The organism is Fulvivirga ulvae, assembly GCF_021389975.1.
Taxonomy (GTDB): domain Bacteria; phylum Bacteroidota; class Bacteroidia; order Cytophagales; family Cyclobacteriaceae; genus Fulvivirga; species Fulvivirga ulvae.
Window position 1 is genome coordinate 1,819,359 of the sequence record NZ_CP089981.1, and the last position, 24,449, is coordinate 1,843,807.

A 24,449-nucleotide genomic window follows, 5' to 3' on the forward strand; every position below is an offset into this window, starting at 1 on the left:
CTTCAAAAAGCCTATGCCAAAGGAAATAGAAGTTAAATCGATACTGAATAAAACCAAAAAGCGTGACAGTTGGTTTCTCGACGATTATACAGTGAACCTGTATAGCAGTTGCTCATTCAACTGCCTGTACTGCTATATCAGGGGTAGCAAGTACGGCACCAATCTTGAACAAAGCCTTTCTGTAAAAACCAATGCCATTGAAGTGTTGGACAAGCAGTTATTCAACAGGGCAAAGAAAGGCCAATATGGCTATATTGTACTTTCCTCGGCTACTGATCCTTATCTTCAGGTGGAGAAGAAGTATGAACTCACCCTGCAAGCTCTTGAGGTAATCTCCAGGCACCGATTCCCTGTACATATCATTACCAAATCAGACCTGGTGGTGCGTGACTTCGACTTGCTGCACAAGATAGACCAAAATGCCATACTTCCTCATGATCTGCAATCATCTCCCGGACGAGGAACCCTTATATCATTTTCATTCTCAACATTGGATGAAAAAGTGGCCGGTATATTTGAAAAAGGTGCTACCAAGCCGTCCAAACGACTGAAAGCACTCGAAAAAGCAATAAGGGAGGGTTTTCATACCGGAGTAAGCCTCATGCCTTTGCTTCCCTTCATTTCGGATACCACAGAAAACCTGACATTGTTTTTCTCTACATTTAAAGCTTTAAACGTTAGCTATATACTTCCGGCTACACTGACTTTGTTTGGCAATGGCTCCGCCGATAGCAAAACCCTGGTGATGAAAGCTATCAGAGCACATTTTCCGGAGCTTGAAGAGAGGTATATCCGCTTTTTTCAAGAGGGTTATCAGATGCCTGCTTATTATCAAAAAGCCTTCGCAGAAAAGATGAAAGAGCTTTGCGATGAATACAAAATACCTGGCAGCATTACAGCTCCAGGCAAACCTTACTAACTTTTTCGGTGCTTTAAACTATGACGAAATGATCTGCAAGACCAACTCTTTCGTTAATGGGCGTCCGTTGGCTTTTGACTTTATATCAGCAAAGGAGTACCTGAAATCGCAACCGGCTTTCCATTGGCTACAGCCATAGGCAGTTTTCCCTTTTATCAAAGTGCCCTTACCGCACCGAGGGCATGCAGGCATACCATTATTGGCTGGTTTTGGTGCCTTCGGCCTGGTTTTATTCTCCAATTCCAGCTCAAAGGTTTCTGTCAGCTTCACCACTCCCTCTACTTTTTCACCATTGAGCACAAAACCCTTGAGTTTGGTGGTCGCCTTTTTGTCAAGCAGCCTTTGTACCTGCTTGTCAGTGAACTTTTTGCTCATAAATGTGAAAGGCACCCGCATATTGCATCCGGCTTTCCATTCACTGCATCCATAGCTGCTCTTGCCTTTAAGCATATTCCCGGAGGAGCATTTTGGGCATTTCATTCCCTTCGAGGTGTTCTTTTTGGTAGCTTTTTTATTGGCGCCAGCTTTAGGAGCGGCTACTATAGGCTTACCTGCTTCCTGGCGCACTTCCGATACCAGGTCATCTACCATCTTCTTCATGTTGGCTATAAACTGCCCAGCACCAAACTCGCCCTGTTCTATCTCTTTCAACTTCTTTTCCCAATGCCCCGTAAGCTCGGCCGACTTTAACTGTTTATTTCGTATGGTGTTGATAAGCTGTATACCCATCTCCGTAGGCAACACTTGCTTTTTCCTTCTTTGAGTATATTTTCTTTTAAAAAGGGTCTCTATAATGCTTGCTCTTGTAGACGGCCTTCCAATACCGTTGGCCTTCATCAGGTCGCGCAGTTCTTCATCATCTACCTGCTTTCCGGCAGTTTCCATAGCCCGAAGCAGCGAAGCTTCTGTGTAATTTTTAGGAGGTTTGGTAGTTTTTTCAACAAATGAAGGTTCGTGGGGGCCACTTTCCCCTTTTTCGAATGAAGGAAGAATCCCCTCGTCATCCTCATTATTTTCATCATCGTCATCCGAAGAGCTTTTCTTATTCTCTTTCGGGAACAGCGCACGCCATCCTTCGTCCAGTATCTCCTTACCGCGGGCTACAAATTTGACCCCTTCCACCTCTGCATTCACCTCTGTTTTGGCTACTTTACAATCAGGGTAGAATACAGCGATGAAGCGTCTGGTAATTATGTCATATACCTTTTGTTCATCAGGGCTCAACGGCTTCTGCTCCCCTGTAGGGATGATCGCATGGTGATCCGTTACCTTATTATCATTAAATACCTTGGTTGACTTCCTGATCTTTTTGCCGAGGATAGGTGCAGTGTAATTGGCGTAATCTGACAGCCCCTGAAGTATGCCGGGTATTTTAGGGTACATATCATTGGGTAGAAATGTAGTATCTACCCTGGGGTATGTCACTACCTTTTTCTCATAAAGGCCCTGAATCAACTTTAAAGTTATCTCGGCAGTAAAACCAAATTTATTGTTGCAATAAACCTGCAAACCGGTAAGGTCAAACAGCTTAGGGGCATACTCTTTCCCGTCTTTTTTCTCAACTCCGGTTATAACAAGATCTTTACCCGTTACCTTGTTGAGAAGTTCTTCCCCTTCCTCTTTGGAAAAGAATTTACCCGTGGTATTGTTAAATTTGGTTTCCCTGTAAATGGTTTGCAGCTCCCAGTAAGGTTGAGGCACAAAGTTTTCTATTTCATAGTGCCGGTTCACTAACATGGCCAAAGTAGGCGTTTGTACGCGTCCGATGGATAGTACCTGCTTAAAGCCACCGTATTTAAGTGTATAGAGCCGGGTGGCATTCATACCAAGCAGCCAGTCGCCAATAGCCCGTGAGCTTCCCGCATAGAAGAGGTTATCAAATTCCTGTGCTGGTTTCAGTTTTTCAAATCCAGCCTTAATAGCTTCGGTGGTAAGTGACGATATCCAGAGGCGCTGAACCTCTCCTTCATATTTGGCTTCTTTGATTACCCACCGCTGTATCAACTCTCCTTCCTGGCCGGCATCACCACAGTTGATGACTACAGAGGCTTTTTGCAGCAGGCTTTTAATTACGTTGAATTGCTTTTTAACGCCGCCGTCCTTCATAAGCTTGGTTTCAAAACGCTCCGGCAGCATAGGCAGCGTGTTCAAATCCCACCGCTTCCAGTGCGGCTGGTAATCTTCCGGGGCATACAGCGTGCAAAAGTGCCCGAAAGTCCACGTAACCTGATAGCCATTGCCTTCAAAGTATCCTTCTTTACGAGCGTTAGCTCCTATTACCTGCGCTATTTCCCTGGCTACACTTGGTTTCTCGGCAATACAGACCTTCATATTTTAGTATTGAGATTTTAGTATTGAGCATTGAAGCTAAGGCCACTAAGCCTTAATTATTTATTGACACTCCTGTGCTCAATACTCACTGGCAAATCAACTGGCGAAAATACAAAATCTATTTTACAGCGGAAGGGTTTGTGGGGTTAGTTAGTGGACAGGATAACCTGTGATAAGTTGGTAATCGGCAAAAGCAGTTTGCAAAAGTTGTCGGTTTGGAAAGTAAACGGTAATCAGAGAAGGTCAACGGGTTGAATAGTAAGCAGTAAGGTGCTTCCAGCCCTGAAAAAAGGCGAAATCAATTAGCAAAAGGTGAAGCCTTTTGGAAAGTCATAGAGTAAAGCCCCATAAGGGTGGAATGTCATTCATTTATGGAAATATCTTCTGTTCACATGGTTGAGTAAGTACCTTCTAAACCCTTGCATTTTGCATTCCTTAAAAAAATTCCGAATGATACTGTAAGATAGTTCTCTTCACCTGTTTCAATAACAAGCCATAAAACCAAGGCTAACCGAAAGTAAGACTTATAAAAAATCAACCAGGCTGAATGGATGAACCGTTTGGGCCAAAACCAAAAAAATGAAGGACAATTTATCGAGCAGTAGCACACCAGGAAATCGCCTGGCTGGTAATAAAAGTAGTTTAGACAATGACATGGGAAGCAAAAACAGTCTCAACCGGTCGAGCTTAGATCAGGCCGGTTTACCTGTCCAAAGGCAGGCGGTCAGCAAGAATAATAATACAGGCTTGCCTGATAATCTTAAATCAGGGATTGAGAACCTTTCCGGTCACTCTATGGATGATGTCAAAGTGCACTACAACTCTGATAAGCCTGCCCAATTGCAGGCACATGCTTATGCACAGGGTACGGATATACATCTGGCATCAGGACAAGAGCAGCATTTGCCACACGAAGCCTGGCATGTGGTACAGCAAAAACAGGGTCGCGTGCAAGCTACTACCCAGCTAAAAGGTGTAAGTATCAATAATAATGCAGGGCTGGAAAAGGAGGCAGACGTTATGGGGGCCAAAGCCCTTGATACCGAAAGTGCTGTAGGGGGAAAATCAGTTCAAAAGGGTAGAATGGCCAGTTCAACATCTCCAGTGCAAAGAATTACCAAAGACGAGTTTGACCAGCAGGTAACAGACCAGGACCTTTTTGATAAATCGGGATCCTTCTACAAGGATGTAAACAATAATGATATCGATAAGGGCAAAGCCTGGGCCATTATTAAAAAACATGCAGGGAAGAACTTAAAACAACTGAATAAAGACCAGGCCATAGATATTATCCATCACCTGCATAGAGATCAGGTTTCGAGGGATAAAAAAGGTAAGATGCACCAAAACACACATGATATGGATCAGCTATATGACAGGGCGGAGCTGGTGCACCAGCACTTTGAAAAAGAAATTAAAAAGCTGGGAAAGCGGTATGGAGCCATAGAAGCAAAAGTACCGGAAGGACTAAAGAAACGTCCACGTGCTACAAAGAAGGTTGGTATGAAGTATAAAGGCGATGCCAGCCGGCTTAATGATCTTGTGCGCGCTACCATGATCTTCAAAAGCTACAAGGACATGAAAGATTCGGGAGGCCATGCTTTGTACGACATACTTCGTTTCTTTGATGAGGATCAGAATGCAACGAAATTTACTCCACCTACTCCTCAAAAACAGCAAAAGATGCTGCAGCAAATGACCAAAATCAAAAAACATATTACCAGGAACGCATATTTAAGCGTCAATAAAGGATATCAGCGTGTTGTAAAAAGCGTCATTAAAGACTTGAGGAATGGTGATGGTACAATTACCATTAACAACCGAAAAGATATAGACCTGCTCAGGGAGATCAGTTATGCCTGGTACAAAAAGGCGGATGATAAAATGTCTGCCTCAGGGCAAATGATTGTAAGAGGGGGATCACTGATAGAAAGATCAACTACCTACGAACATTAGTAGTAATGACCCCATTCTCAGCAGAGTCTTTCGTGAATCTCGCGAAGGGCTCTGTGCTTTACCCACAAAGTACAGCTTTTAAATATTCAATGCTCAAATATCAACACCATAGCTGACCTTAACTTTGTCCATCACCACATGGGTATAGAAGTGCTTTAAATTAGGGTTATCCATTAGCTGCCTTTTAGAGAACTCTTCAAAGTGCTGCATGTCCTTTACATTGACGATCAGTACAAAATCATAAGTACCCGTAACATAATAACATTGGGTAACTTCTACGCACTGCTGTATGCTCGCCTTGAATTTATCGATGGCCTTTGAGCTCCCCTCGTGAAGTACCACATCCACTACGCAGGTAATCCCAACACCTACAGCCTTGGGGGAAATAATGGATACATCGGCTTCAATAATTTTTTCCTTTCTAAGTTTTGCTATCCTACGCTGAACGGCACTTTGACTTAAATTGACCTCTACACTTATCTCCTCAGCAGTTAGCTTATTGTTTTGTTGCAGTAATCTTAATATCCCTCTATCGTACTCATCCAGCATATGCATAATTTGTTTATTTACATGTCAATAATAGGGTAAAATATGCATTTACACGCCATATCTGCCCTGTTTAATCTGTCAAGCGCCTTTAATTTTGCGCTTCGCATAAAACACTTATGTATGGAAAGCATTCACAGCACCAAAGCCCCAAAAGCAATTGGGCCATATGCCCAGGCAATACGCTCCGGAAATCTTTTGTTTTGTTCGGGCAAGACTCCAATAAATCCGCAGGCCATGGAAATTGAAGGAAATGACATTCAGACGCTGACCCAAAGGGTGCTCAAAAACCTTGAGGCAGTTTTAAACGAGGCCGGTCTCACCTTACGTCATGTGATTAAAACCAATGTGTTTTTATCTGATATGCAATTATTCCCCGAAATGAACGAGACATATGAGATATGCTTTAATGGACATAAGCCAGCCTGTAGCACTGTAGCAGTCAAAGGGCTGCCCCTGAATGCCCTGATAGAAATAGAATTAATCGCAGAAATCAATTAAATATGACATTTATGAGTTCAGATCAAAAGATTATGCTTCCGGCAGGAAGTTCATTTTCAGTAGAAGAAGTACAAAGGTTCAGAAATGAAACAAAAGGCTGTAGTCATGTGGTGCACCTGAATAATGCAGGAGCAGGATTAATGCCGGATATCGTTACCCAGTCACAGCTTGATCATATAGCACTAGAGGCAGAAATAGGTGGTTATGAGGCCTCAGCTTTACGGGCAGATGGGATAAAAGAATTTTACACTCAAACGGCCCTGCTGCTAAATTGCTCGCCCCGAAATATCGCTTTTACAGCCAGTGCCACTGATGCCTATACGAGGGCATTGTCTTCTATTCCCTTTGAATCCGGAGATGTGATACTTACGGATAAAGATGATTTTGTTTCCAACCAGATCCAGTTCCTTTCTTTGCAAAAGCGGCTGGGGGTTAAGGTCGTTCATATCAACAATAGCCCAGGGGGTGGGGTAGATTTGCAGGATTTGGGCGAAAAGCTAAAAAAATACAACCCCAGGCTACTGGCGATAACACACATCCCAACCAATTCCGGACTGGTCCAGCCTGTAGATGAAATTGCAGAAATATTCAGTAGCTATTTAAAAGAGAGCAACCATACCACTTGGTATATTTTGGATGCCTGCCAGTCGGCCGGACAAATGAAGCTGGATGTGCAGAAGCTCCAGTGTCACTTTTTGAGCATGACATGCCGGAAATTTTTGAGAGGCCCGCGCGGTACTGGGGCTTTATACATTTCTGATGAGGCACTTGATGCTGGTCTGGAACCGATGTTTATCGATATGCGTGGCGCCACATGGACTGAACACAATACCTACAAGCAACAGCCCGATGCGGTACGCTATGAGGATTGGGAGTTTGCCTACTCCACGGTAATCGGAACCAAAGCAGCCATTGAATATTGCCGGAATATAGGAGAAGAAAGAATTGAGCAACAGGTAAGGCTCCTCTCTCAAATGCTAAGACAAAAGCTTCAGGAGATAGAAACAGATCGAATCCAGGTTTTGGATCGTGGCCCTGCCTTGGGAGGTCTGGTGACATTTACAGTTAACAATGGTAACCCACAAACTATTGTAAGTGAGCTGCTGAAAAGGAAAATAAACGTAGTGCCGAGCTACCGTGAATTTGGCATTTTTGATTTTGATGAAAAAGGAGTCAGTTGGGCAGTTAGGGCTTCCCCCCATTACTATAATACTCTGGATGAGCTGGATGTGCTTGTTAATAGCCTTAGCGAGATCATCAGGTAAGTCTACCTCAGTAGTTGCAACTCCAACCAGTCGCGGGTACAAACAGAACTAATGACGGCTTTACTAAACTTCTATAAGTTTGGTAAAGCTTGACTGTTCGCTAATACCGGCTGAGGGTAATAGCCTTAAAGCAGAGGTTGCCACCTTGCTGAGCGTCGCCTTTCCCGATAATGGTCTCCTGCCATAATTAAAGATTGTGCCTCCGAAGGCCGCAGAGTCCTCTACGAGAGACTCTACTGGGAAATAATATATAATCCGGCCTTAATATAATAGCATTGTGCCCCTTCAAAGGGGGATTGGTGAGTAGTATGGGTGAAGTTTTGTCTTAAAAATTAAGTTATTGTAAATCCGGATTGCGTTTTATTCTTATGGGGAGAATAACCTTTGATTTCACTTCAATCCCTTTCATTTTTGCCGGTTTGAACCTAAAGTCTAACTCCTGTAATTGACCTTCAACAAATTTATCAATTGCTGTTTCTATTCCTTTGACGATGTTCTTTTCCAGTAAGGAACCATCTTTTCCTATGACAAATTCAAAATAGATCTTCCCTTCAATATCCTTGAATTTATTGCCTTTTTTGGCAATTTTATCATTAATGAACTGGTCGATAGAATCCAAACTAATTAACAACTCTGGCTGCTCTTCAGCTATTATATAGGCAAAATCAGAGGATAGCAGCTCCTCCCGTTCCTCTTCAGTGATCTTAATTTCAAGGGGTTCTTCCACATACCAACTCCGCCAGATTCCCTTGCTCTGAAGCCTTTCATATTCTTTGCAAAGTTTGGGTGTAAGTTGAGCCACTTTATCATAGAAAGGCTTGATCAATTCCGAATATCTTTGAGTTCCAAGTTCCTCAAGTACAAATGGGTCTTTTAGTGCCTTGCTAGTATGCAGAAACTCCCTCCAGGTTTTATTGATTTCCTGAGTTTTCAAGTCCCACTTTTTACTGGAGCGGTTTACTCTAAACTTTGAATAGAGCCTAAAAAGCAATTTGTAATCTGCTGTTGCCTTATGAATATATGACAGAAACATTTCTTCTGTATCACGTTGAGGTGGATAGTAAATACTGCGTGTTTTGTTGTTTACAACATCAATGGGGATTCCATAATAATCATCAGCAACATTATTAGTCAATTTGAGTACATAATTTATATTTGGGTCAAGGCCACTCAAAAAATACTTGAAGTTTAAGCAACAATCGCACAATGCAACTTCTATCTCATAAGAAGTACTACCGTCATCTTCTATCTTTTCTGTATAATTTGGGCCATGAAGTAACTCAATAGTGTCCCCTATGACTCTAACTCCCGCATTATCTGCATCCGAACAATTTCCGTGGAACCCCAAAAAAATTTCCAATTTGCCGCCATCCAGCTTTTTGTCAAATATTGTAATACCAGCCGCATGAATAGAAGCGTGTGATTTGTTAAATTCATAGTCCACACTAAAACCATTCAGGCACTCGAATTTTTCAAACTTGTCCAGTTTGACTTGACCAAACGAATTTATAGTCAATATGATGAGTAAAAGGAACGTTAAGGCTTTTCCCATAATACAAAGATAATATTTAACCAATAGCAATGACGGTGCTTTTACTTGTCACAAACTTCTCCCTTGAGGGAGATGCCGCAGGCAGAGGGTGTAAATGCAGCTTCTCTCTCATTGTTAATTAGCTGATCTATCATGATGGAGAACATCCCCCTGCCCCCTTCAAAGGGGGATTAGTGAGTAGTATGGATCAAGTTTTTGTTTAATAAATACGTTTATGAAAAAGGCTCTGAGCTATGATACACCTCATTTCTTACACACAATCTGCCAAAACTTCTGGGCAGGTCTGCTCTCTACATTCTTGGCGGGCTCCTCTATTTCTTTTGTTTCCAGCAGTCCATATTCTCCGAATTCGGATGTTATGGACTCTTGATTATAAAAGAATAAATTAACGCCATGCCTTGTCAAAAAACGGTCTTTGCTTAAGCGTTCACCATTGCCGTAGGCGTTATCACTGGTGGAGATGGTTACAAAAACCATGTAACCACCAGGCCTAAGCTGATTGTAGCAGTCGCTGATTAATTTTGCCCTTTCTTTTTCGTCCAGCAAATGGATTAAGGCATAGCAGAAAATGCCATCGTAGCTTTCTTTGTCAAATGGCATTACACTTACTGACCCGTGAAACACTTTGATGTTATCACCATAGTACTTTCTGGCAAGATCAATGGCCGTTTCCGAAATTTCTATTCCGGTGACATCACAGCCGCTGTCAATGAAAATTTTCGCATTTCTACCATAGCCAAATCCCGGAATTAGTACTTTTTTAAGTCCGTGATGCTGAAATAAACTGGCCGTTTCAATAGCAGAGTCAGCCGGTTCAAATCCCCACATGGTCTGCTTGTCCCTGAAACTTGACTCCCAAAATTCTGTCATGATGTTTTATAGTTAAATTTTCTGCATTTTTCTACTCTCTGGCGCAAGCGTCCGCTTGTGCCTTTATGCAAACAGTTCCTTTGATACCTGAATGCCAGAATTCAGCGATAACTCCCTTCCAACTCTCCAAACCTCATTTTCCCAAACTTTCCAGTTTTCTGAATTCGGATTATTAAGGGAAATTTTTATTTCGGCATTTGGAGCAAAAACAAAATATTCATATCCAATGCCATCCAGGGTCAGCCCTCTATTCGCATCAAACAGATCATATGATGTCAATCTTCTTATCTTATCGACGTAATCTTGAGGTCGATGCTTCTGATAAAACTCTCCAATTTTCCCTTCTTTATCAACGGTAAAAATCCCTTGTATTAGCTCATCAGGATTACTCTTTTTCCTAAAAGAGTTTTGATTGAATTTTATAGAATATAACCAACACCAACCTACAAAGGACTTGGATATGCCAATTAACCAGCAGTATTCAATAGATTCATCTATTCTCCATCCCCTATTATCTCTTATGGTAGCATTTCCTGATCTTAAATGTGGAATACCCAGTTTAGATGCCAGACTTTTGACAACATTTTGATGGAATTTGTGTTTCAGTAGTTCTTGTGCCTGGTGCATTCTATATGACCTGCTTGGTTTACCTATATCCATAAAGCTTTAAGCCCAAATTAGAGCATTCAATTTCAAACTCACCAATTGAGCAAATCTCCTGCTCTATTTTCTCAATATTTTGGTTGTATGACGTCAATCCTGCCTTGAGATTATTCGGTGATACATAATCTTTATATTCTTTTGGGAAGATGACCCATTCCACTTCTTTGTATAAAATTGGCTCAATAAAGAAAGGTTCAGTATCTGGGGCATCAAAGGAAGTTAGTCTTAACTCATCAGAATAGACCAATTTATAATATAGATGAACCGCTCCCAAGACACTGGTCAAATGTTCCAGCAATTTGATCCATTTTGCATTATTCATAAATGAACCACTGTATTTCAAATGTAAATAACTATCTAACTCTTCAGGTTTCATGTTGTTCCTATCATTCCCTGGCGAAAGCGTCCGCTTGTGCCTCAATTAACAAAATCCTCTTTACTCCTACTGATAGTTTATGGGGCTTATAAATGCGTTAGATTTACTTCAATTGTCCTTTCTAATCGATCGATTTGGATGGTAGTTATTTCTTTCCACTGCTCTACTGCTTGATAAAATTCATAGACGTTTTTATCTAAGACCCAATAGCCTTTTAAATTATAAGTCGTCAAAGAGTCATAAATTGAATTGCTGTAATCATCTTTGGCATTATAAAATTTCGAATTTTCTATCTGCTCTGATATTTTTTTTATATCCTTTTCACTCACCTTCAACTTGAAAACCCAGGTATAATCGCTATCAAAAGCTCCAGGGTAATGAAATGTCTTATTTTCCATAACTTTAAAGAAGTAGGATATTTCTATACCACTGTTCCTCTTGATTGTATTTTTCATATCTAGCCTCCCTAAAAGGTAAAAAGTAACCTTAAATAGGATGAGGACAATTACAACCCATTTTACAATCTTAATCAATCTCTTTTGAAGTATTTTTTTCATTTTTCGTGAACCGTTTCATTGTCTGTCACAGGAGTTCATTTGTCCCTTTACACAATAAGCTAATTTGTCCATCTCTCACTTAAGTTGTTGCTTGTAACGGATTGATAAGTTTTATGGAATTTTCGCCAATTGATTGAGACCATCTATTTCATTGGGATCAACAATCCTGAACCTGGAAAGCCCCATTCACAGATATAATCTTCATCGGTATGATAACCATACATTTTTTTATACAACCTATCTCTAAAATCGTATATATTAAGGATCAGATAAGGCTGTTTAAACAAAACTGGATGCAGATTTACCTTCCAATTTACAGAACCATACTTTCCACTTTTCCTATACGAGTAATAATCAAAATATAAAGTTGCCGATGCTGTATCCTTTTCATTCGTCAAACGCAAATAAGCTTCATTAGGGATGCTTAACCCCTCTCTGGCGCAAGCGTCCGCTTGTGCCCTTACTCGATAAACAAAATATTCAACAGGCCCTTGCCACCACTATAATCAACCGCACTGCTATATTTCCAGTAGGACGGCTCACTCACAAACCCCGCAACTACGGGATTCATGTGTAAATAATCCAAACGCTGCTCCATCATTTTATTATCTGACAGCTCTATAGGATGGTTGTGCTGCTGCCAAAGCTGCCAACCGTTGTTGTTGCCGTTTTTGTTTCCTGCACGCTCCATCATCCACTTTATCCATTCACGTCTGCTTTCCGAAGGATGGTTTTGGATTTCCTCTTTTAATTTACGCGAAGTAAAACTTTTGAAATCTCTCAATATGTCCTGCATGGGCTTGTCTTCTGTCCCTATGATCAAATGAACATGACTCGGCATAATGCACCATGCATAGATTTCAAGCCCTTTTTCTTTTTGACAATACTTTAAGCTTTCTATCAAAATGTTGTTGTAATCTTCCCTTACAAACAGGTCTATCCAGTAGACAGTAGCAAAGCTGACAAAGTATAGTTTGCTTTGGTCCTGGAATTTGTACTTTCTACTCATTGGGCTAAGATAGCTACCTGCTGGATGTGGCACAAGCGGACGCTTGCGCCAGAGTAGGTTCAAATCCCCACATGGTCTGCTTGTCCCTGAAACTTGACTCCCAAAATTCTGTCATGATGTTCTATAGTTAAATTTTCTGTATTTTTCTACTCTCTGGCACAGGCGACGCTTGTGCCTTTACGCAATAAGCAAAATTATTGCTTCAATCTTCTCTTACGAATAAATCTATCACAGTGATAGCAAAGCGGACAAAGTATACTTGCTTTGATCTTGAAATTTATACTTTCCGCCTTTGTGCTAAGGTAGTTACCTGCTGGATGTGGCACAAGCGGACACTTGCGCCATAGTAGGCTATTTACCTAAAAAATAAGACAGGGCAACTATAATCAAGATGATAGCTAATGGGATAAGACAGCCTGAAATCAATTTTGGAGGTCGTGGTGCATTACTCCATTTATTAGACATCCTCCTGTATTATAATCTGCTGGCATATTGACTAATAGTTAAACGGGATTATTAATTTAATATTCACGTTTTCATTCTGTCTTAATCCTGGTGTCCACCTGGGCATTTTTCTAAAAATATCTATAAGAGCGGAATTTAATTTTGGATTAGTTCCCTTGACGACTTCAACTTCTTTTACATTTCCGGTTGAATCAATAACCAATTGAACGTATGTCCTTGAAGCTGCACTATCCTGAGATATTTTTCTTTCACTTAATTCTTTCTCCACATATTTGTAAAGTTGATCCAGGCCTCCAGGAAACTCGGGTTGCACGTCAACCAATATATACGGCCCATCACTATCTGCCAGTTCTATATCTTCCTCTGCTTCATCATCGAATGTCTTTCTTTTCTTTGGATAAAGCTTTTCTGCCTCGGCTCTGGCTCTTTCAAAGAAATCCTGTCCGTATTTTTGTTCAATCAAAGCAAACATCCTCGACGAATAGCATTCCTCTCCTTCGGTTACAAAACACCCTCCATTAGAGTTAATAACACCATATCTGTCAAGCAGGTATTTGTCATAAAAATCCTCAAATTCAGGATCCGCTACAATGGTTAGTCCATATGATGTGGCTTTCATGAGTCCATTGCCAAAGTCTTCATTTGCCCTGGCAATAGCTTCTTCACAGGAGTCTCCGAACTCCTGCCCTAAAGTGATAGTCAGGCTAGATAAAATGAGAAGCATTGATGTGAGTGATTTGGTCATATTGTTTTATTAGATAAATCCTGTTTGTATGGTAAAACCCTCTCTGGCGCAAGCGTCCGCTTGTGCCCTTATTCAATAAACAAAATATTCAACAGGCCCTTGCCACCACTATAATCAACCGCACTGCTATATTTCCAGTAGGACGGCTCACCCACAAACCCCGCAACTACGGGGTTCATGTGTAAATAATCCAAACGTTGTTCCATCATTTTATTATCTGACAGCTCTATAGGATGGTTGTGCTGCTGCCAAAGCTGCCAACCGTTGTTGTTGCCGTTTTTGTTACCTGCACGCTCCATCATCCATTTTATCAATTCCCGTCTGCTTTCCGAAGGATGGTTTTGAATTTCCTCTTTTAATTTACGCGAAGTAAAACTTTTGAAATCTCTCCAATATGTCCTGCATGGGCTTGTCTTCTGTCCCCTATGATCAAATGAACATGACTCGGCATAATGCACCATGCATAGATTTCAAGCCCTTTTTCTTTTTGACAATACTTTAAGCTTTCTATCAAAATGTTGTTGTAATCTTCCCTTACAAACAGGTCTATCCAGTAGACAGTAGCAAAGCTGACAAAGTATAGTTGCTTTGGTCCTGGAATTTGTACTTTCTACTCATTGGGCTAAGATAGTTACCTGATGGTTGTGGCACAAGCGGACGCTTACGCCAGGTAGAGGTAGGGAGAGTAGCAAAGATTTTACCTCACAAAAACCCAAACCCCAATCGTTCCCAATCACCATTCAGCTACAACTTCCTGCCAAACAGCAAATAAATTAGGAAAAATCACATCCCTTGGCGTATATGCTTCTGTTTTTGATGCTCTTACCGGACATGGCGGAGTTTTGAAAAGTGGCTTCTCCTTCTCTAGGGCATCAAAAATATTCAACCTAAAACCGACCAAACTATGACCATCAGAAACCTAAAACCTCTATGTATTCCGCTGCCGGTATCAATGGCACCTGGATTCTGCTCACATCAGTTTTTACAACGGAACTTGACCGGACTCACGAGGCGGTAGCCTCGGTAACTTCACATCTTCTTACATATGCTGAGGCCGGAAACGCTTTCCGGTAACAGGTATCTATTGCTCAGTGCCTGAACCTTCAACCTATGAACAACCTAGACCAACTATTCTATGATAAAATTCTACAAACCCCTTACAAGGACAAACAGCCGGGAAAGTGATAGAAACAACATTACCGGCCGGAGACCACAAGCTTAGTTTCCCGGACTGTATCTGGTGATGACCGGCAAAGGCAAAGAGTTGCACCACATCAAGCTTATCAAATAATGTCTATAAGAGGCTCCTATTTTTCAACCCAAATAAATTTTACCCCTTATGAAAAAACAACCTGTTTTAACTTTAATCCTACTCATACTAGGCGTGATATGCGCCCAGGCTCAATATGAGTTTCCGGACTGCGCTACGCCGTGGGACCCCAATAACGCTGAGCATACGCAAGGCGATAAGGTGTCCTACAACGGCCTCAATTATGAAGCTAAATGGTATACCAACACCACGCCGGGCAGCGACGGAAGCTGGCAAAACCTTGGTGCTTGTGGAGACGGTGGCCTGGGACCTGACTATGACGGCCCTCAGCGGATCATTGGTTATCTGCCCACGTGGGTAGAAGGCTATGATATTGCCAATGAGTTTAATCCCGAGGTAGTAACCCATGTGAACATCTCATTTTTGATGTTTAAGCAAAACAACAACAATTACAACAGCAGCGATTTCGCTTCCATTGCTTTCGATGAAACGCAGGAGTACAAAGTGGATTCCGTGCTGTTTGACTTGGGAGTGTTGCAAAAAGCACAGCAAAAAGGTGTGACCGTATCCGTTGCACTTGGTGGAGCTACTGACTTTGCCTTCATCTGGCTAATGGATAAATACCACAATAATGATCAAAAGCTGAATGAGATCGCCGACCTGATCATCAACTATATGGATGAAAGGGGCCTCGATGGTGTTGATCTGGATATGGAGTGCTGGTGGGCAGATGCTAACATCACTGGCACCAGTGATCAGGGAGGCCGCGTGCGTGGTAGCAAATGGGGTGATAGCGATCAGGGACCGCACCCGGCAGCTATCGGACTTACCAGATTGGCTCAGAAACTGCGCCAAAAAGACCCTTCGAAGCTGCTATCCGCAGCGGTATTCGGCACCTCATGGTATGGCAATAACTATGACGATGAGTTGGTCGATCACCTGGACTGGTTAGGCCTGATGACTTATGATTTCACCGGGTCGTGGGATGCCTCACCTTCTGGCCCTCATTCGGCTCTGTATAAGGTACCCTTAAATACTTATCCCGGACAGTCGGCCAATAACCCGATCTACAGTGCGCAGGATGCCCTGGAATACTGGATGGGTCTGGCAGAACCCGCATGGAACCATGATGGAGGTTTTTCAGTGCCCAAAAGCAAGCTTGTGCTGGGCGTGCCTATGTATGGCTACGACTTTTCACAACAAAAACCCGCAGGCAATGGCTTTGTATATGTACCATACAAAGACATTGTAGCTGAGTTTCCCAATGCTCCTACAAGTTATGATGCTAATGACAGCCGCATGTTGCAGGGTAATGTTACCGGTAATGGTCGAAACATCTACTACAACACACCAAAGCTTGCAGGCAAGAAGCTGGAATATTCCCGTGATTATGGCCACCAGGGCCTCATCATCTGGGAGCTTACCCAGGATGTGGACTACAACTCTGGCGGTAGCCTACTGAAAGCCATCAATGATGCTGCCGGTAATACTGATGTTAACCAAAGCCCCAATGTAAGCTGGGTTGCACCTGTTAATATGGAAACTTTTGTGATGAGTTCCTTTACCCCGATTACGCTAAGGGCTTCTGCATCCGATGCAGATGGTACTATAGCCGGTGTAACCTTCGAGGCCAATGGCAGCCAGGTGACAGGTACGCTTAATGGCAGCTATTATGAAGCCCAGGTAACTCCCACGGCTTATGGTGAACTAACACTGAAAGCTACAGCCGTGGATAATGAAGGAGCCTCCTCATCACAAACTATCAAAGTTACTATTGCTGACGAAGCCGGCAATTTACCGCCAGTGGTAACCGTTACAAATCCTTCCAATGGAGAAGTCATTACCCAAAGCGAGCTTAGCGAAATCAGGCTGAGTGCTATGGTAACGGATGACAGCGATGTACCTAATGTAACCTTCACCATCAATGGACAAGCCCAAAGCACAACGGCCAATGGGGATGAATACTATGTCCTGTGGACTCCTGCAGCAGAAGGCGCCTATAGCCTTACGGTAGAGGCTACCGATAGTGAAAGTGCCTCCACTATTGTAGAGATAGCCTTTGAGGTTATAATACAAACCAGTGGCTGCGATGCTCCTCAATGGGATGCAGCTACGGTATATGCTGCTGCCGGAAATATTGTCCAATACAATGGCAAGCTTTACAGCAACCAGTGGTGGACGCAGGGCGAAACTCCGGGACAGGCTGCCGTTTGGGAGTTTATTGAAGACTGCAACGGACAATCAGACCCATGTGGAGAGGCATGGCAGTCAGGAAAAGTATATGCTGCATCCGGCACCGAAGTAGTTTATGAAAACAAGGTTTACCGCAACAAGTGGTGGACTCAGGGGGACAACCCGGCGGCCGGTGGAGTTTGGGAGTATGTACGCGATTGCAATGCTACGTTCAACTATGGAACTGGCGGATCGGGCAGCATGGCATACCCTAACCCTTTCACCTCAAGCCTTAATATGAGAGTAAAGGTTGAGCGTAAAGGTGATGTATCGCTAAAAATGATCAACGCTCAGGGTACTATCGTCATAGATCAAAATGCAGGGCAGTTGGATCAGGGTTGGTATGAGTTTTCGCTGGATGGTGCTTCGTTGAAAGCAGGGATTTACCTATACCAGGTGGAGATCAATGGTGAGATTGTCAGAAGTGCAAGAGTGATTAAAGAATAAGAGAGCTATCGTGATAAAAGATTACCCCGACAGGCTTGTGCTTGTCGGGGTTTTTGATTTATGTGTGGCTTTTCCAGGTTAAGAACATCCCCTGCCCCTTCCAATGTTATTAAGCTAAGGCCGGATTATATATTACTTTCCCAGTAGAATCTCTCGCAGAGGACTCTACGGCATTCGGAGGAACAATCTTCAATTATGGCAGGAGACCATTGCCAGGAGAGGCAATGCTCAGAAAGGTAGCAACCTCTGCTTTAAGGTTATTACCTTCAGCCGGTGTTACCGAAAAGTTAAGCTTTACCAAACTTTTGGAAGTTTAGTAAAGCTGCGATTTAGCCTTGTCCGCTGTTATTTACAACTTCCGGGTGGGGTTTCTCGAAAGAAGGGCTCCGCGAAAACAATAAACCGCCTTAACACCACTCAGGTCAACTAATTTCCATTCTTCTCAGGTGCCGGAGGCGAAATCATAATATGGGCCCGATGGGTGCCGGGATCCATAATCCATGGGCCACCGGGAACTATGGGCCTGATGGGCAGGCCAGTGGACTCTGCGGTAGCATAAGGAATATAAACCACATAGCGCAAATTTGCGCCCGTTACTTTACCGGTCACTGCGTCATATTTTCCATCAGCACCGGAAAGTACATGTAGGGTAGTAGGCTGATCAGGCATTTTTAATTTGCCTTCTTTCACTTCTTTTTCGCGTATTTCGAAAACCTCACCATGGTTCTTCCCGGTTGCATATAGCTCTCTTCCTCTTGCCATAAAAGGCTCCAGATCTTGATGATAGCAGGCAACACTAAAGCCGTCCTTTTCCGGGTCATCTGCCAGGCAGATCAGTTCATTGGTGCCTTCCCTTATCATCACCAGCTTGCCCTCCACATCATAGCCCAGCACAGATGCTCCGGCCTGCTGTTCTTCAGGTGCAGCCTGTATGGCGGCATTTATCTGATCTTGTTTGTTCGGGATTTGTGCGAATGTGGTAGTTGTACACAATAAAAAGACAGTCAGAGAATTATAAAGGGTTTTCATAGGGGAGATGGTTTGGTTTTAATTAAAGTTAGAAAAAAGCTAGTGTCTCTCAAACCCATTAATAAACTGAAACTCCGAATGGTCCTTCTCGTGTCCCTTTGCTCCATTGGTCTGATAGCCAAGAAGCTGGAGTACCTGCTTATAGTTCTGCTGGTTAGAAAATACCTGCGCCATAAGCTCACCATTATCATCTTTGTTGATAATGATCTTTTTGGGCTTGGGGATAAGACAATGCTGAATACCACCATAACCCCCAATGGCATCCTGATAGGCACCGGTATTGAAAAAGCCAATGTGCAGAGGCTTTGTTCGTTGAAATTTGGGAAGGTAAATGGAGTTATTGTGTTGCTCACAATTATAATAATCATCACTATCGCATGTAATGCCACCCAAAAGCACTTTTTCATATTCTTCATGCCAGTGGTTGATCGGGAGCATGAGGAAGCGCTTTCTGATAGCCCAGGTATCAGGCAGCGTAGTGATAAACGAGGAATTGATCATATACCATTTCTCCTTATCGTTTTGCTGTTTCTGGCGTAGTACGGAATAAATGATACCGCTACTCTCGCCAACGGTAAATGATCCGAACTCAGTAAAGATGTGAGGCACCGGTACATTTTCACGATCACAATTGGTCTTAATTCGGGTAAGGATCTCTTCCACTATTCCCTTATAATCATAGTCAAAAGCCAGGGAATCCTTGATGGGAAATCCTCCTCCAATGTTCAGGCTATCCAGCTCCGGGCATTCCTTTTTCAGGGTAATGTAAATGTCTACACACTTGGTAAGCTCATTCCAGTAATATGCAGTATCCCGAATACCTGTATTGATAAAGAAATGAAGCATTCGCAACTTGAATTTGGCATTTGACTGAATTTTTTCCCTGTAAAAAGATATGATGTCTTTGTGGCCAATACCCAGCCTGCTGGTATAGAAATCTACTTCAGGTACTTCATCTGAAGCAATTCTAAGTCCAAGGTTGATTGGAAAGTTAACGGCACCCTCAAGTAAAGCCAGCTCTTCAATGCTGTCAATAACAGGGATGGTTCGCCGATGCCCATTATTGACCAGCCGTCCAATGTTTTTGACATATTCACGCTCTTTCAGGCCATTACAAATTATGTAATGTGCGTCATCGATCTTGCCGGTCGCCTTCAGGCTCTCCACAATATTGATATCGAAGGAAGATGAAGTTTCTATATGCACATTGTTTTTCAAAACTTCATCAAGCACATAAGAGAAGTGCGAGCTCTTGGTGCAGTAGCAATAATTGTATGTTCCTGCATAATTCAGCTTTCTAATCGCTTCATCAAACCACTTTCTGGCCTTATTGATGTTGTTTGAGATCTTGGGCAGGTAACAAAACTTTAAGGGCGTACCATACTGGTTAACCAACTGCATCAGGTCGATATCGTGAAATGAAAGTGTGCCGTTCGTAAGCCGAAATTCCTCTTGTGGAAAATCAAAAGTCTGATCTATAAGGTCGAAATACCGTGTTTTCATTTATCGCGGTTTGGTTGATCTGGTGTGGCCTCACTCCGGTATATAAAGGTACCAAAAGCAGCAGCGTGTGTTAATAACAGATAACCCGCTATAAATTGTTATGGTAAAATCTGTTTAAACAAGTGCAGGCAAGTATTAACGTCTCGGCCCGATAGCTCAAAATATCTCATTTTAAGTATTTCAGAGTGGTTTCCCCATTTCTCGAGTTATTCCCTATCTAACTACAAATAGCAAAAACATCACCTTCTTGTTTTCCGTTTTTCAAAAGATGAAACTCCTCCATTTTCCATACCTAATTCTTCTATTACTACTAAATAGTCCTGCATTGTTCTCCCAGAAGCAGGCTAATAACTGGTACTTTGGAAATCAGGCGGCCATAACCTTTTCGCAGAATGCACCGCAACCGATATACACCAGCCGTGCGAGTTCCATTGGTGCTACGGCTTCAGTGTCAGATTCCAACGGTAATCTTTTGTTTTATAGTAATGGGGAAAGCGTATGGAATGCTAACCATGAAATAATGCTGAATGGTGATAGCCTGACTGGTTCTAAAAATGCCACCAATGTAGCTTATAGTGTTCCAAACCCTCAAAATGCTCAAGAATATTACCTTTTTACAATCCAAACGGATCCTTATGTTAACGATCAGGATTTTCGTAAAGCCGCTGTTTATTATTCTGTCATAAACATGAATGTGGACAATGGAAGAGGAGGCATAGATAAAAACCGAAAGAATATCCTGCTAAGGGACAGTGTAACTGAAAAAATCTCTGCTGTACCTCATAATAATGGGACAGACTTCTGGCTCTTGTTGCACGAGATTGGGAACAATAACTTTCCAGTTTACAAAATAACTTCCACCGGTATATCATTTAGCCATAGCACGCCTATTGGCAGTCCTCATACTTATAATTTAACTGAGCTACAAGGACACATGAAAGCCTCTCCGGACAATAGCAAGCTGGCGGTCACGTTCCGGGCCTATAATCCGGATACACAAAGTCCCGTATCTGCTCCATTTGAAATTTTTGATTTTGATAATGCATCAGGGGCGTTATCCAATGTTCAAAACCTGGGCTATTACAGCCTGCAATATGGTGTCTCCTTTTCTCCAAATAGTGAGCTGGTGTATCTACATGGGTTTACCGAAACTGGCGTGAACCCTGGAGATCTGCTATACCAGTTTAACCTTAAGGCCAGTGATCCTCAATCAACCCGAAAAGGACTGCTCAGGACGAATAATCAGGCTCAGGATTATTTTGGGCTTGCTAATTTTAGTTTGCAGTTAGGGCCTGACGGAAGATTGTATGGGGCTGGAAATTTAAAGCAGACCAATAAGCAGGCGAGAAATATTCTACTCGTAATCAATCAACCGAATGAGACGGGCCAGGCTTCCAACGTAGAAATAGTTTCCTTCGATTGGGAAGAACAGCGAATTGGAATTGATCTGCCTAATTTCATTCAATCCATATTTGAAGATTTAACGCCTACCGATAATCCCAATGCTCCTTGTTCGGAAGAAAGCAGCCTCTTCTTAAAGCCAAATCCTGCCAAAGCCTATTTACAAATTGAACTTACTTCGAGATGCTTCAAACCTTACTACCTTACCATCTATAATGTTTCAGGCCAATCCCTGGGGAAATACTTCATTAATACCCGGGAATCACCAAAAATTGATTTAAACCATCTGGCTCCGGGATTATACATCCTTATTATTGAGTTGCCGGAACAGCGAATGGTCAAAAAACTTTTAAAAATTGACCCGGAAACCGAAAACTAGTATTGAAAGTTGCTCCCTTGTTAAGCTACTGACCAGATGCCCACGTAATATCAAAAGTATCCCTTACCGTGGTGCTGCCCATAAGTGCTCCATAATCCGGGGAGGGTACAGGCCGGCCATGTGAGTATGCCTTCACGGTACCGTCATCCATGACCTTAACTTCGGTAAAACCAAAATAATCACCACTGTCAAGTGTGGTGCCTCCATTGCCGGCTATGATCTGCCACGACTTTGATCCCTCGGGTTGACCTGCCCAGAAAAGGTGCTCGTGCGCCGACAGCATGGCTTCGCTGCGGTTTTTGTTCATGGTGCCCCACAACTGGTCAATCTGAGCCTTGTTCCAGGCCAATCCCGGGTCGGAAGTATCTCCTGTAGCCAGTCCTTTCGCATCATAGGCCGGTTTGTGGCCCATTACGAAAATATGGCCTTCCGGATTAGCAGCCCGCCACGAGTTGATGTCGTTGGTGATCCAATGTACAGGAACTTTGCCAGGCTCGTTGTAGGTATCGGTATTCATCAGCACAAAATGGTCATTTTGGTGATCAAACGAGTAGGTAAGCCTGCTTTCATCTTTCAGCAGGCTGTCAGGGCCTCCTGGGCCGGGGCCATTGTTGCCGATGATAAATTCAGGCATTAACCGTAGCCAAATCTCGTTGGCATACTCGTTGGGTACTTCATTGTAGTCAGGTGGTGTAGAGTAAAGGAACTCATGGTTTCCGGGTACGGCCACCATCTTTATTTTGCTTTTTGAAATAGGATGATCAGCATAAAGCTTTTTCCAGGCCTTCAACTGGTCGACCAGCACGCTGGTGTCCTGGCTTTCTGCCAGCACCAGGTCACCCACAAAAAAGAAGTAATCCGGTACAGGGTCCAGCTTCATGGCATCGTCAAAAGTAGCATTGAGCTGGGTGAGGTTGGTGTGGGCTTCGTTGTAGTATTCGGAATTTTCCCATGCCGTGCCATCGTCATGCCAGGAGATGCGATTGCAGCCCATAACTACGAATGAATATTTAACCGTAGCAGAATCTTTTGCTGCAACGGTACTTTCTTTTTCTTTTTGGCCGGAATTACAGCCGGTCCATATGAGTGCTGCCAGAATCAGAAGAAATACACGGGAAATTCTTCCGGAAACCAGGCGGTCGGGCGAAGTTGTTGGTTTTGAATACATTAGTAGGTTGGTTAAGGTTTAAAACGCTTTTCTGGCGTTGAATTTTATCCTTTCCCTGCTTTCCCGATCCAGAAAATCGTACCTAATGATAGTAAACTAAACACTAAAAAACCAATGATCAACGGTATAGCTGTGCCGTTAAAACTCAAGCCTATGACAATACCAAAAGGTACGGAAATGAAGGTAGATAGTGAGCCCACCAACGAGCTGCCGATACCTGCTACGTGACCCAGAGGCTCCATGGCAAGGGCATTTAGGTTACCAAAGAGGAGGCCGACACAAAACAGGCTGATAACAAAAAACACCATCACAACCCAGAAATCGAGCGGGCTAAATGAGCTGAGGAGCAGGTAGATCAGGGAAACAGCAAATAGCATATAGAGCGCTATTTTTACAATAAACCTCATCCCTTTACGCACTACAATTTTGGCATTGAGCAACGATGCACTGCCAATAAAAAGCGCTAAAACAGCAAAGCCGCCTGCAAATATTTCCGCTTTGCCGTATGTTTCAAAAACCTGCTGTATGGAGCTAAGGAAGCCCAGAAACATACTGGCTACAAACCCGGCTATAATAGTATACCCCAAAGCAACCCTGTTGCCGCAGATCTGGCCTATGGCTTTGAATATTCTATTCAATGAAAATGGCATTCGGTTCTCTGCTTCAAGCGTTTCCGGTTGTCTGAGCATAAACCAGATAAGGATAATAACAGCTACTAATGACAACAAAAGGAAAATAAACCGCCAGTTGGCAAACATCAACACGCCCTGCCCCAAAGCCGGAGCAATGGCTGGCACTATGATGAATATGGACATCACGAAAGACATCACTTTGGCCATAACTGACCCCTCGTACTGGTCTCTGATGAGGGCAATGCTGATGATTCGGGGTGCAGCTAGGCCTATGCCCTGTAGCAACCGGCCAGCCAGCATTACGGGCAGTATTTCTGCAAAAAATGATATCAGGCATCCCAGAAAAAACAGCAACAGGCCCAGGTAAACGGCCGGTTTTCTGCCTATGAAGTCCGACAGCGTCCCGTAAATCATCTGGCCGATAGCCAATCCTAAAAAGAGCATGGAAATGATGAGTTGAATATCATTTGAACCCGTCTGATCAAGGCTGACGGCTATTTCCGGTAACGCCGGGAGTAAACTATCTATGGAGAGGGCTACAAGGGCCATCATCATAGCCATAAGGGCAACAAACTCGAAAACAGGTATGGGGTAGGCAAGCTTTTTAGTGCGCATGAAAATATCTTAAAATTA

20 protein-coding genes are annotated in these 24,449 nt (G+C 42.9%); 6 read left to right on the plus strand and 14 right to left on the minus strand.

All coding sequences use genetic code 11. The features are described 5' to 3' along the window. Positions 1-13 precede the first annotated feature (13 nt). A complete protein-coding gene (locus LVD17_RS07400) occupies positions 14-919 on the plus strand; it encodes an SPL family radical SAM protein (RefSeq protein WP_233765807.1) in 906 nt (301 codons plus the stop codon). Between the two features lie 18 nt (positions 920-937). Here the strand turns inward: LVD17_RS07400 and LVD17_RS07405 are convergent, their stop codons facing one another. Continuing rightward, positions 938-3,250 (minus strand): type IA DNA topoisomerase, encoded by a 2,313-nt coding sequence (locus LVD17_RS07405; RefSeq protein ID WP_233765808.1) that lies wholly within the window; start codon positions 3,248-3,250, stop codon positions 938-940. A 579-nt stretch (positions 3,251-3,829) separates the two neighbouring features. On the opposite strand from LVD17_RS07405, the gene LVD17_RS07410 reads away from it, so the two are divergent. Continuing rightward, positions 3,830-5,206, plus strand: coding sequence for an eCIS core domain-containing protein (locus tag LVD17_RS07410; RefSeq protein ID WP_233765809.1), 1,377 nt, complete (start codon positions 3,830-3,832; stop codon positions 5,204-5,206). Between the two features lie 93 nt (positions 5,207-5,299). Here the strand turns inward: LVD17_RS07410 and LVD17_RS07415 are convergent, their stop codons facing one another. Further along, positions 5,300-5,755: an Lrp/AsnC family transcriptional regulator gene (locus LVD17_RS07415; RefSeq protein WP_233765810.1), complete on the minus strand. Its 456-nt coding sequence runs from the start codon at positions 5,753-5,755 to the stop codon at positions 5,300-5,302. 120 nt (positions 5,756-5,875) lie between these two features. Here LVD17_RS07415 and LVD17_RS07420 point away from each other — a divergent pair, with 120 nt between their 5' ends. Further along, a complete protein-coding gene (locus tag LVD17_RS07420) occupies positions 5,876-6,253 on the plus strand; it encodes a Rid family detoxifying hydrolase (protein ID WP_233765811.1) in 378 nt (125 codons plus the stop codon). 11 nt (positions 6,254-6,264) lie between these two features. Then, positions 6,265-7,518 carry an aminotransferase class V-fold PLP-dependent enzyme gene (locus tag LVD17_RS07425; RefSeq protein ID WP_233765812.1) on the plus strand — a complete coding sequence of 418 codons (1,254 nt, stop codon included), beginning with the start codon at positions 6,265-6,267 and terminating at the stop codon, positions 7,516-7,518. 337 nt (positions 7,519-7,855) lie between these two features. On the opposite strand, the gene LVD17_RS07430 is transcribed toward LVD17_RS07425, so the two are convergent. The 8 genes from LVD17_RS07430 to LVD17_RS07465 all read right to left on the minus strand — a co-directional run bounded on the left by LVD17_RS07430 (position 7,856) and on the right by LVD17_RS07465 (position 14,216). Then, a complete protein-coding gene (locus LVD17_RS07430) occupies positions 7,856-9,070 on the minus strand; it encodes an energy transducer TonB (RefSeq protein WP_233765814.1) in 1,215 nt (404 codons plus the stop codon). A 243-nt stretch (positions 9,071-9,313) separates the two neighbouring features. Continuing rightward, positions 9,314-9,940 carry a class I SAM-dependent methyltransferase gene (locus LVD17_RS07435; protein ID WP_233765815.1) on the minus strand — a complete coding sequence of 209 codons (627 nt, stop codon included), beginning with the start codon at positions 9,938-9,940 and terminating at the stop codon, positions 9,314-9,316. A gap of 63 nt (positions 9,941-10,003) precedes the next feature. Next, positions 10,004-10,600, minus strand: a complete 597-nt coding sequence (locus LVD17_RS07440; protein ID WP_233765817.1) for a hypothetical protein — start codon at positions 10,598-10,600, stop codon at positions 10,004-10,006. After that, on the minus strand, positions 10,587-10,979 hold the full coding sequence (locus LVD17_RS07445; protein ID WP_233765818.1) for a DUF6678 family protein: 393 nt from the start codon (positions 10,977-10,979) through the stop codon (positions 10,587-10,589). The genes LVD17_RS07440 and LVD17_RS07445 overlap by 14 nt, the downstream gene beginning before the upstream one ends. A gap of 86 nt (positions 10,980-11,065) precedes the next feature. After that, the gene (locus LVD17_RS07450; RefSeq protein ID WP_233765819.1) at positions 11,066-11,536 is read right to left on the minus strand and encodes a hypothetical protein; all 471 of its coding nucleotides are present in this window, start codon (positions 11,534-11,536) and stop codon (positions 11,066-11,068) included. Positions 11,537-11,996: 460 nt separating this feature from the next. Beyond that, positions 11,997-12,545, minus strand: coding sequence for an REP-associated tyrosine transposase (locus LVD17_RS07455; RefSeq protein ID WP_233765821.1), 549 nt, complete (start codon positions 12,543-12,545; stop codon positions 11,997-11,999). Positions 12,546-13,041: 496 nt separating this feature from the next. Further along, a complete protein-coding gene (locus LVD17_RS07460) occupies positions 13,042-13,755 on the minus strand; it encodes an energy transducer TonB (protein WP_233765823.1) in 714 nt (237 codons plus the stop codon). A 68-nt stretch (positions 13,756-13,823) separates the two neighbouring features. Then, positions 13,824-14,216, minus strand: coding sequence for a hypothetical protein (locus LVD17_RS07465; RefSeq protein WP_233768004.1), 393 nt, complete (start codon positions 14,214-14,216; stop codon positions 13,824-13,826). An 878-nt stretch (positions 14,217-15,094) separates the two neighbouring features. On the opposite strand from LVD17_RS07465, the gene LVD17_RS07475 reads away from it, so the two are divergent. Further along, positions 15,095-17,704: a glycosyl hydrolase family 18 protein gene (locus LVD17_RS07475; RefSeq protein ID WP_233765825.1), complete on the plus strand. Its 2,610-nt coding sequence runs from the start codon at positions 15,095-15,097 to the stop codon at positions 17,702-17,704. Between the two features lie 426 nt (positions 17,705-18,130). Here the strand turns inward: LVD17_RS07475 and LVD17_RS07480 are convergent, their stop codons facing one another. Next, entirely contained in the window at positions 18,131-18,733 is a 603-nt protein-coding gene (locus LVD17_RS07480) for a hypothetical protein (protein ID WP_233765827.1), read from the minus strand. 39 nt (positions 18,734-18,772) lie between these two features. Continuing rightward, complete coding sequence (locus tag LVD17_RS07485) at positions 18,773-20,236, minus strand: type III PLP-dependent enzyme domain-containing protein (protein ID WP_233765828.1); 1,464 nt, start codon at positions 20,234-20,236, stop codon at positions 18,773-18,775. Between the two features lie 268 nt (positions 20,237-20,504). On the opposite strand from LVD17_RS07485, the gene LVD17_RS07490 reads away from it, so the two are divergent. Beyond that, entirely contained in the window at positions 20,505-22,016 is a 1,512-nt protein-coding gene (locus LVD17_RS07490) for a T9SS type A sorting domain-containing protein (RefSeq protein ID WP_233765829.1), read from the plus strand. A gap of 25 nt (positions 22,017-22,041) precedes the next feature. Here LVD17_RS07490 and LVD17_RS07495 read toward each other — a convergent pair whose 3' ends face one another. Both LVD17_RS07495 and LVD17_RS07500 read right to left on the minus strand, forming a co-directional pair. Next, complete coding sequence (locus LVD17_RS07495; RefSeq protein ID WP_233765830.1) at positions 22,042-23,184, minus strand: metallophosphoesterase family protein; 1,143 nt, start codon at positions 23,182-23,184, stop codon at positions 22,042-22,044. A gap of 44 nt (positions 23,185-23,228) precedes the next feature. After that, positions 23,229-24,431, minus strand: coding sequence for a multidrug effflux MFS transporter (locus tag LVD17_RS07500; RefSeq protein ID WP_233765831.1), 1,203 nt, complete (start codon positions 24,429-24,431; stop codon positions 23,229-23,231). Between the last annotated feature and the right edge of the window lie 18 nt (positions 24,432-24,449).